The 7,480-nt window shown below is 39.1% G+C and carries 4 protein-coding genes; all 4 read left to right on the top strand.

Translation table 11 applies throughout. The features are described from left to right. On the top strand, positions 1-1,589 hold a 1,589-nt coding region (locus L652_RS0100490), incomplete at its 5' end, for a cellulose biosynthesis cyclic di-GMP-binding regulatory protein BcsB (protein ID WP_024603173.1). Continuing rightward, entirely contained in the window at positions 1,589-2,719 is a 1,131-nt protein-coding gene (bcsZ, locus tag L652_RS0100485; protein ID WP_024596015.1) for a cellulose synthase complex periplasmic endoglucanase BcsZ, read from the top strand. The genes L652_RS0100490 and bcsZ, both read left to right, overlap by 1 nt. Beyond that, positions 2,710-6,528 (top strand): cellulose synthase subunit BcsC-related outer membrane protein, encoded by a 3,819-nt coding sequence (locus tag L652_RS0100480; RefSeq protein ID WP_024596014.1) that lies wholly within the window; start codon positions 2,710-2,712, stop codon positions 6,526-6,528. The genes bcsZ and L652_RS0100480 overlap by 10 nt, the downstream gene beginning before the upstream one ends. Before the next feature lie 247 nt (positions 6,529-6,775). Then, positions 6,776-7,480, top strand: a 705-nt coding sequence (locus L652_RS0100475) for an oligopeptide:H+ symporter (RefSeq protein WP_024603172.1), incomplete at its 3' end; no start/stop codon positions are given.

The raw sequence follows: 7,480 nt of genomic DNA, 5'->3' as shown, positions 1-7,480 counted from the left end.
CAGCCACTTTATCTAGTTGGTTTGGCGCACAAGCAGACTGGCGTGGCGCTAACTTTCCAGTAGTTTTAAATAAAGCACCAGAGCAGCACAGTGTGGTGTTTATTACTAATGACTCAAAACCTGATTTTTTAAAAGATTATCCAGATGTTGAAAAGCCAACCGTCGAGCTAATTTCAAGCCCTATTCACAGATACAATAAAATGCTGCTAATTTTGGGGCGTGACGAAAAAGACTTAAAAACAGCGGTTACTGGTCTTGTGTTTGGTCATAAGATTATGACTGGCCGAAGTGCAAGTATCGAAGCAATTAACAAACTCCCACTGCGTAAAGCTTATGATGCGCCAAGATGGCTTAGAAACGATCGTCCCGTGCACTTTGACGAGCTTATTGACTATCCAACTCAGTTACAGGCTGAGGGTCTTAACAATGGTCCTATAAAACTAAATGTTCGTTTTGCACCTGATTTATTTACTTGGCGTGAAAAAGGCATTCCTATTACTTTGCAATACCGTAATACGCCAGAGAGCGAAACCTTAAATTCACGTTTAAACATGTTAATAAACCAAGAGTTTATAAGTGGTTTTTTACTTGATAAAAAAGACACATCGTTAACTACCGCAAAAACCTTGCTGCCTTTAATCGCTAATACAGACACAACGCAAAGCGCTGAAGATTTTTCATTGGAAGGTATTAATCTTGCCAATCGCAATGAACTAAACTTTGATTTTAGGTTTGCAGTACTTAAGAAGGGCGAATGTGCCGTTGCTCCCCCTGGCGGCGAATACGGTGTAATTGATGGAAATTCTAATATTGATGTAAGTGGGTTTGACCATTACATAGCTCTGCCTGATTTAAATGTATTTGCAAACAGCGGATTCCCATTTACTAAATACGCAGACTTACAACAAACTTTAGTATTGATAGATGAAGTTCCATCACCTAAAGCGCTATCTGTATTGTTTAATTTAACAGGCCACTTTGGTGCTATCACAGGTTACCCCGCTCATAGAATAAGCGTTGCTCACTTAAATGAAGATGCCAACTTAGATGATAAAGACCTCTTAGTAATCGCAAAACCTAATAGCATTGCTAACAACTTAGATGAAGATGCGCAAACTAATATCTTGCTTGATAACAATCAGCGCGCTATTAAACAAGCTATATACAATGGTGCTTACGATGAGCAAACAACAGATAAAGTTCAAGTAAGTATAAAAAGTAGTGGTGATATGGCCGTTATTACAGGCTTTCAATCACCGTTTGATTCAGAGCGATCAATAGTATCGCTCAGTGCAACATCACAAAAAGCCTTTACTCTACTAGATGATGCGTTAATGAGTTCACAAGCGCTTGCGCAAATTAAAGGCAGTGCTGCGGTCATAAACTCTCAAGGCATTAAAACAATTAAAACTGATGAGCAATATTTTGTTGGTCACATTCCTGTGCATACCCTAATTTGGTTCCATTTATCGGATCACCCATTTGTACTGGCACTGTTGTCTATTTTAACACTACTGCTGATCTCATTTATTATATGGCGATTACTGCAAGCATTAACATACAAGCGCTTAGCTGAAGGAGATAAGTAATGAAGTCACTCATTAATGTATTTTTTACCGTGATTGCATTATTTACCTTTAATGCCAGTGCACAAATAGAGCAATGCCAACCATGGGATGCATGGCAAACGTTTAAAAGTAACTTTATAAGCCAAGATGGCCGCGTTATTGACTTGGGGAGTGAGAAAAAAGTCACAACCTCTGAAGGCCAATCTTATGCGTTGTTTTTTGCTGTTGTAGCAAATGACAAAGCAATGTTTGACTTAGTGCTTGATTGGACGCAAGAACATTTATCAGAAGGTGATTTAAGCACTCGTTTACCGGCATGGCAATGGGGTGTTAATAATCAAAATGTTGGCGGAATTTTAGATTCAAACCCTGCGTCTGATTCAGACTTATGGATAGCATACAGCTTATCGCAAGCTGCTGTTCTTTGGGATGAGCGCCGCTACAGCATATTAGCAGCTGTAATTGCACAGCGAATAATGCGTGAAGAAACCGCTTATATCTCGGGCCTAGGTTTATCATTACTACCCGCTCCTACAGGTTTTGAATTTGATAATGAACGTTTTAAGTTAAACCCGAGCTACTCACCATTATTTATTTACCAGCAGTTTAAAAAGCTCTACCCACACTCGCCTTGGCATCAATTACACGAAGGCTCAGCAAAGCTAATTTTAGATACAGCAAAGCAAGGTGTTAGCCCTGACTGGGTAATGTTTGATGCAAATAACGGCTTTTACTACGATAAAAAAACAACTGACTTGGGCAGTTACAACGCTATTAGAGTATATTTATGGGCAAGCATGATGGCAGACGACGCGCCTTATAAAAAAGAGCTATTAGCGCAATTCAACCCTTTTATTGAAACAATTAATAAACGTGGTTACGTGCCTTTAAATACCTTTGCTAAATCTGGAAAATCTGAAAAAAGAGGCCCTTTGGGCTTTAATTCAGCTTTATTACCTTTACTGGCGACTAATAACGATAATTCTACGGTAATGGCGATTCAGCAAAAACTAATGATTGATAAATCATTTACCCAGACTCGTTATTACGACAGCGTGCTTAACTTGTTTGGTACAAGTGCTTTAAATAAGCGTTTTTCAATTACAGCAGATGGGACGCTACAACCGGTATGGAGCACTGAATGCCGTTAAGGTTTGCCCTCGCTTGCACATTAGCACTTAGCTCTGGATTAAGCGCTAACACAGTCAACGATATTGATACGCAATCTGTTGATTGGTTACTAAGCCAAATAGGTATTGGTGAAGCACAGCAAAATAAAAAACTAGTTGAAGATAGCTTACGAAAGCTAGTCGCTATTGCCCCTGCCCGAATAGAAACGCAGTGCGCAGTAGCGCGTTATGATTTTGCCAATGGCGAATCAGTGAAAGCCAACCAGTTATTAAGCAAAATAGATAACGGGCTTACCAAACAGGCTCCGTGCGTTGAAAAGCTTAAAATACTCTCTCGTATTGAGGGTAAAGATAAGTCTTTAATTCATGAAGCTAGGCTACTTTCTCGAGCTGGACGTTATGAACAAGCCCGTGAAATATACAATAAAATATTTAAAAACACCTACCCTACACTTAATTACGAGCTTGAGCATTTAAGCTGGTACGGACAAGACAGCGACCAATGGGAAAGTGTTAAAAAAGGCTATGAAAAGTTATTAAAAAGCTATTCTAATATCGCTCAAGTAGAAATACCTTATGCTCGCCATTTACTGAGGAAAAACCCAGCAAATAATAAAGCTATAGATATTTTAAGTAATTACGGTACTAGCCCTTCTTTTATTAATGAAGTTGAGTTTATTTGGCTTGCAGCTCTTAAGAGTATGGATCTTACTCAAAATACAGTTGAGCAATACCAACGTTACTTCTCTGTGTACCCATTTAGTAGTAAAGGTAAGTTACAATACGAAGATTTCCAACGAGATTTTAAAGTAAGACAAGCATTACTTGCCGATCCCGCGTATCAGCTTTGGCTTAAAGGCGATCGTTTACTTAATAATAAAAAATTAAAAGAAGCTGAGCCCCTACTATTAAATGCTTTAAAAGGGCGGCCAACCGATAAAGAGATTATGCGCAGCTTAGGGTATTTGTATTTAGCGAAAAGCGACTACAAAAAATCATATTACTATTTTTTTACCGCGCAAAAATATACACCTAACTTTGATGAGCGTGAAAGACTTAAAGAACTCGCGACAGTTGCGAAGTTTTGGCTGTATATGTCTGAAATGGAAGATGCTATTGAGCAATCTGATTTTAAAACAGCACAACTAAAACTAAATCTAGCTGAGCAATTAAATCATGACCAAGAAGCTTTTCTTTATAACAAAGGCCTATTATTTGTAGCTCAAGGAAATTACACACAAGCAGCTACCGCCTATCAAGCAGCCCTAAAAACCAATCCTTTGTATGAAAATGCCTTACTTGGCTTATTAAATATCGCGCAACTAGATCAAAACCAAAAATCAATTCGCAACTTTTATAATTCATTAAACGCAAAGCAACGAGATTTAATCTACCCCTCATATGCACTAGCTACCAGTAATACTCTAAGGGATAAAGCAAGCCAGTATACTAATGGTGGAGAGCTAGAAAAAGCAGAAGAACTACTTAAGCAAGCTATTGAGCTTTCACCTGAACAACCTTGGTTATATTACGATTTAGCTTTTATATACCAACAAAAAGGCCTGACTCAACAAGCACGTGATTTATTTAATAATGTATTGTGGCAGTTCCCGCTAAACCCCCAAATTAGATATAGCCATGCTTTATTTTTGCGCTCTATAAATGATTATGAAGGTGCTTTAGATACACTTAAATATATTCCTTTTAAAAATCGAGATACCGACATTATTGCTTTAGAGCAACAATTGTTGCTTAACGAGTCTCTTACTCAAAGCCAGCAATATCTTGATTTAAAAAACAAATCTGTCGCTATCTACCATTTAAGTAACTTAGAAGCGAGAAAGCTAACACCTGAAATGCAAGCTGAGCTTTCTAATAGTTGGTACAAAATTGATGAAAAACGACATGCTCTTAAATTGCTTTCAAGTGCCCTTTCATCTGACTCATCTTTGTCGCCTTATTGGCACCTTTTACAAGGCCAGTGGATACTAGAGCAAGGTAACCAAGTTGAAATAGAACGCTGGTTTGAGGATTACGTGTTACCAGAGAGCGCTTCTGAAAACGAAACGGCTCAATATGTGCAGTTACAAAATAACTACCTCAACCAGTTTTATACAGGCAGTGACTTAATTGCTAAGCTCAATCAGCTTGATCAAAAATATAAAGATATTCCAGCAACAACAACTGCCCTTATTAATGCAAACTTAGCGCTAGAACAATATGAAGCAGCCGTTATCTTATATCAGCGAAAAGCACAAAGTAGTCAAACAATTGAGCCTCAAGCACTTCTCGCTATTGCTAATGCATACATAGAACTTGGAGACGACTTTCAAGCAAAAGAAGTTACGCAAAAAGCGATAGCGCAAACCACATCGCAAGAGGGTTATTTACAACGCCAAATCATGTCATCTCTTAATGAGTTTAATTACTCAGGGGATGCACTTTATTTAGCTAAGCAACTTATTGAAAAGTCACCAAACGATCAAGAGTTACGCTATTTAGGTGCTCAAGTAGCCAGTAAGTTTAATGAAACCGAACAAGCACAATCTTGGTACGCACAAACCCTGTCACCTAATCGTACTTTAAACGAAAAAGAGCTTTACGGAGCGCTTTTAAAAATAGATGAAAACGATCAATGGTATGTAAACGGTGCTAAACGTGAGCTAATAAACGAGCAAAACAAAAACCAAGCATACATTGCCATTGGTGTTAACTTTAGTGGACAAACAAGCACCGAAAGTGAAGCAACACTTGGTGCGGGCTTAGTACCAATTGAAGCTTACTTTCCACTTTGGCAAGGCCAAGGTTTTATTAAAGTAGACCCGACTACTATTAGCGCACAAACAACTCGCTTTGATGAGCAGTTCGCTGGTAGTCGCTACGGACAAGGTGCTTTATGTATTTTCACTTGTTCAGTCGATGAAGTGACACCAGAGGAAAGTGGTGTAGATATAGGTATTGGTTGGCAAAACGAAAACTGGCGTGTAGATGTAGGCACTACCCCACTTGGCTTTTTAATTGAAGACTTTGTGTGGGGTGTAAATTACGCAGACAGTTTTGGCGACTTTGGATACAGCCTAGAACTTGAAAAGCGCCCAGTTACAAATTCAGTGCTTTCTTATGCGGGCTTAAAAGATGTAAATACAGGTGAAGTTTGGGGGGGCGTACGCTCTACAGGCCTAACAGCTAATGTATCACACGACTTAGGCGGAAAATGGGGTTTTTGGTCAAGCGCCGACTTTACCCTCTATAAAGGCCAAAATGTAAAAGACAACCAACGCTATCGTATGATGGGCGGTACTTATTACCGTGTAATAAGCAATCAAAAGCGTGAATTTATCGTAGGCGCTAGCTTATTACATTGGGCATACAAGTATAATTTAAGTGAAGAAACATGGGGCCATGGTGGTTATTACAGTCCGCAAAACTATGTAGGTCTATCCGTGCCACTCACTTATGACGCGCGTTGGGGCGATGATTTTGTTTATCGATTAAAAACCGGTGTTTCGTACTCGCAAACAAAAACTCAATCTATTGATTTCTTCCCTAACGATAGCGATTTGCAAATAGCTGCGTATGATAGAGAATCAATAACAGGTGTTGACCCTGTATTTGAAGGTGAAACAAGTTCTGGTGTTTCATATAATCTTGAAGGTAGTTTTGAGTATAGAATAACGCCGAATTGGTTCTTTGGTGGCTACTTAGCCATCGATCGTTCTGACTTTTACGAACCAAACTTTGGTCAACTTTACATACGTTACTATTTTAACCCTGTTTATGGAACGCTTGAGTTCCCAGGTACCCCTATTGTTCCTTATGCTGAGTTCTAACTTGGCATAAGGTGATACACCGCGCAATACTTCCCCTAGCACTAAGGTATATGTATACTTGTGCTCAATTGTAACTAGGATAAGGGTGTGTCTCTTACCTTCTGGTGTTACTACCATATAGCAAATCATTATCTTAGCTACAAATAATAAACTGATGGTCGAGCATTTTAGTATGACTAAATATTAAGATAGCTAAAGCAAAAAATTATAAGGCCATTACAACAATTCTTAAAGTTAGGAAGTAAATATGAGTTCAGCTCCAGATAGTGGTTGGTTTGGCCACCCTAAAGGACTTTCGACATTGTTCTTCACTGAAATGTGGGAACGAATGAGTTATTACGGTATGCGAGCTATGCTCGTATTATTCATGACAGCAAGCTTACAAGAAGAAGGCCTTGCCTTTACTGTTGCATCAGCTGCTGCAATCTATGGTTTGTACACAGGCGCAGTATACTTTTTAGGCTTACCGGGTGGGTGGCTAGCTGATAGATTGTTTGGTGGTCAAAAAGCGGTTTGGTATGGCGGCATAATTATTATGATTGGCCATATTATTTTGGCTATTCCACATGATTATTCTTTCTTCGTTGGCTTAATATTTGTAGCAACAGGTACTGGTTTACTAAAACCAAATATCAGTGCAATGGTAGGCCAATTATATAGCGATGCTGATGAGCGTCGTGATGGCGGTTACGCTATTTATTACATGGGTATTAACATGGGTTCTTTAATAGGTTACTACGTATGTGGTTACTTTATGGAGAACGTAGGCTGGCACTGGGCATTTGGTGCGGCAGCTGTAGGTATGGCCATTGGTTTAGTGCAGTACAAACTCACACTTAATAACTTACCAAAGCACAGCGCTTTACCGGCTAATCCATTAGGCTCTAAAGGTACTTCACGTGCATGGGGCGGTATTGCTGCATTTGTAATTGCAGCTGCTGCAGTTACTACG

This window comes from Pseudoalteromonas sp. TB25 (assembly GCF_000497995.1).
Lineage (GTDB): Bacteria > Pseudomonadota > Gammaproteobacteria > Enterobacterales > Alteromonadaceae > Pseudoalteromonas > Pseudoalteromonas distincta.
Note: the sequence above shows the minus strand (reverse complement) of the source record. Positions and strands in the feature narration are given on the sequence as shown.

What these genes read in the sequence shown, in the direction of transcription:
- bcsZ (WP_024596015.1), top strand. Translation starts at nt 1,589, where the DNA reads ATGAAGTCACTCATTAATGTATTTTTTACCGTGATTGCATTATTTACC.
- L652_RS0100480 (WP_024596014.1), top strand. Translation starts at nt 2,710, where the DNA reads ATGCCGTTAAGGTTTGCCCTCGCTTGCACATTAGCACTTAGCTCTGGA.